At 74.3% G+C, this 2,727-nt stretch carries 2 protein-coding genes and 1 pseudogene; all 3 read left to right on the top strand.

Annotated elements, in window-relative coordinates; translation table 11 throughout:
* On the top strand, nt 1-791 hold a 791-nt coding region (locus ABZ646_RS44415), incomplete at its 5' end, for a family 20 glycosylhydrolase (protein ID WP_360532859.1).
* Between the two features lie 261 nt (nt 792-1,052).
* Nucleotides 1,053-1,946: an FAD binding domain-containing protein gene (locus ABZ646_RS44410; RefSeq protein ID WP_360532856.1), complete on the top strand. Its 894-nt coding sequence runs from the start codon at nt 1,053-1,055 to the stop codon at nt 1,944-1,946.
* Nucleotides 1,943-2,727, top strand: a pseudogene (locus tag ABZ646_RS44405) (hypothetical protein); the annotation flags it as partial. The gene ABZ646_RS44410 and the pseudogene ABZ646_RS44405, both read left to right, overlap by 4 nt.

Genomic DNA, 2,727 nt, shown 5'->3' with positions numbered 1-2,727 from the left:
CTCCGAACGTACTCGCCCCCACTGACAACACCCTGCGCTTCTACGAGGGGGTGTTCGAGGAAGTGCTGGAGCTGTTCCCGTCGGAGTTCGTTCACATCGGCGGCGACGAATGCCCGAAGGACCAGTGGCGGGCGTCACCGGCCGCGCAGGCGCGCATCCGGGAGCTCGGGCTCGCCGACGAGGACGAGTTGCAGGCGTGGTTCGTCGGCCACTTCGCGAAGTGGCTCTCCGCGCGGGGCCGCAGGCTGATCGGCTGGGACGAGATCCTGGAAGGCGGCGTCGCCGAGGGCGCGGCCGTGTCGTCGTGGCGTGGTTACGGCGGCGGGATCGCGGCCGCGCGGGCCGGTCACGACGTCGTCATGTGCCCCGAGCAGCACGTGTACCTGGACCACCGGCAGGCGGACGGCACGGACGAGCCCGTACCGATCGGCTATGTGCGCACCCTGGAGGACGTGTACCGGTTCGACCCCGTTCCACCGGAGCTCGACGAATCGCAGGCGCGCCGGATCCTGGGAACCCAGGCCAACGTCTGGACGGAGGTGATGGAGGACCACGCGCGCGTGGACTACCAGGCCTTTCCCCGGCTCGCGGCCTTCGCCGAGGTGGCCTGGAGCGCTCTTCCGGTCCCCCGGGACCGGGACTTCGCCGGCTTCGAGCGCCGTATGACGGCCCATTACCGGCGGCTGGACGCCCTGGGGGTCGCCTACCGGCCGCCGGGCGGCCCGCTGCCCTGGCAGCGGCGCCCCGGGGTGCCCGGCCGACCGATCGACGGTCCGCCCCCGAACCGGTAGTCCTCTTTCCGTCACCTGTCCGTCCTGGACGCGTAAGGGAAAAAGACCCCGAGGGTCACCGAAGAGTGTCAATCGGAACTCACCGGCGATGGCGTACGAAAACGGACCATGTCGCCGGTGAGGTGGGCGAATGCCTCCTAGCGGACCCGTGCGTTCGAGGCTTGCGAAGATGTGCCAGAGTTGCCACGTCCGCCCTGTGAGCACGTACCGTACGGCCACACAGGTGGGACCAGGTGGGGCAGCGGGAAGGGGCAGCCGGTTTTGACCACGCACGCACCGCAGGCGGGGCAGGCCGTCACGCTGCCCACGACGCTGAACGAGGCCGTGTCGGCCCTCACCGCCATGCCCGCGGCGGTCCCCGTGGCCGGTGGCACCGACCTGATGGCCGCCGTCAACTCCGGGCAGCTCAGGCCCGCCGCGCTGGTCGGTCTCGGCCGGATCAGCGAGATCCGCGGCTGGCAGTACCAGGACGGCAACGCACTGCTGGGCGCCGGCCTCACGCACGCGCGCATGGGCCGCCCCGACTTCGCCGCCCTGATCCCGGCGCTCGCCGCCGCCGCGCGGGCCGCCGGTCCGCCGCACATCCGCAACGCGGGCACCCTGGGCGGCAACATCGCCACCGCCGCGCCGACCGGTGACGCGCTGCCGGTCCTCGCCGCCCTGGAGGCGACGCTGATCATCGCGGGTCCCGGCGGGTCCCGCCGCGAGATCCCGGTGTCGCACCTGCTGGCCGGTGTGGAGATGCTCCGCGCGGGCGAGCTGATCGGCTTCGTGCGGGTGCCGCTGCTGCACGCCCCGCAGGTCTTCCTCAAGGCGACCGGGCGTACCGGTCCCGGCCGCTCGGTCGCCTCCGTGGCGCTCGTCCTCGACCCGGCGCGGCGCGGCGTCAGATGCGCGGTCGGGGCCATAGCGCCGATGCCGCTCAGGCCCCTGGAGGCCGAGCAGTGGGTGGCCAGGCTGATCGACTGGGACAACGACCGCGCGCTCGTCCCGGAGGCGCTGAGCGCGTTCGGCGAGTACGTCGCCGCCGCCTGCATCCCGGACCCGGCCCCCGAGCCCGACGGCTCGGTGCCGGCGCTTCCGCCCGCCGTACTGCACCTGCGGCGCACCGTCGCCGCGCTGGCCCGACGAGCACTGGGGAGGGCGCTGTCATGACCGACGACCAGCACGCGGAGGGCGCGCCCTCCGGCGGCGGCCGGTGGGACCCGCTGCCCCAGGGCGACTACGACGACGGTGCCACCGCCTTCGTGAAGCTCCCCGAGGGCGGCATCGACGCCCTGCTGTCCGGTGACAGCCCGCTGGCCGCACCCGGACACGGCTACGTGCCGCCGCAGATAACGGTGGCTCCCGGCCCCGAGACCTGGGGTGCGCCGGCCGACGGCGCCCGGTGGCCCGACCCCGGCGCGGCCTCCCAGGAGCAGCCCGCCGGCGACCGGTTCACGTACAACCCCGCGTCGACGCAGCAGTGGACGTACGAGGAGCCGCCGCCCGCTCCCGGTCACGACGTGACCGGCCAGTGGTCGATTCCGGTCGCACGTGGTGACGTTCCGGACGAATCCGGCGAGTTCACCACATCCGCACTCATGGAGCAGTGGGGCGGCACGCCCCCGGCGACCCTCCCCGGCGGCGCCCCGGCCCCCTGGGCGACGGAGGCCCCGGCCTGGGAGCACCCCGCGGAGCCCTCTGAAGCCCCCGTAGACGCCTCGCCGCAGTACGACCCCACTCCGCCCGCGGGCCCCGTCCCCGAACCCGCTGACGCCCCGTCTGCGGCCGACGGCGCCACGGACGACGAAGCGGGTGAACCTTCCGGAACGGGCCCGCTGCCGGCGGCGGGCGCCGACGCCCACGAGCCGGCCCCGGCGGTCGACGGCCCCGGCGGTGCCGGCGAACCGGACGTGTTCGGCGGCCGGGTCGAGGCGGGCGAGGCCGACGACGC

The sequence above is a fragment of the Streptomyces sp. NPDC007162 genome (assembly GCF_040634175.1).
GTDB lineage: Bacteria > Actinomycetota > Actinomycetes > Streptomycetales > Streptomycetaceae > Streptomyces.
This window is presented reverse-complemented; position numbering and strand designations above follow the sequence as displayed.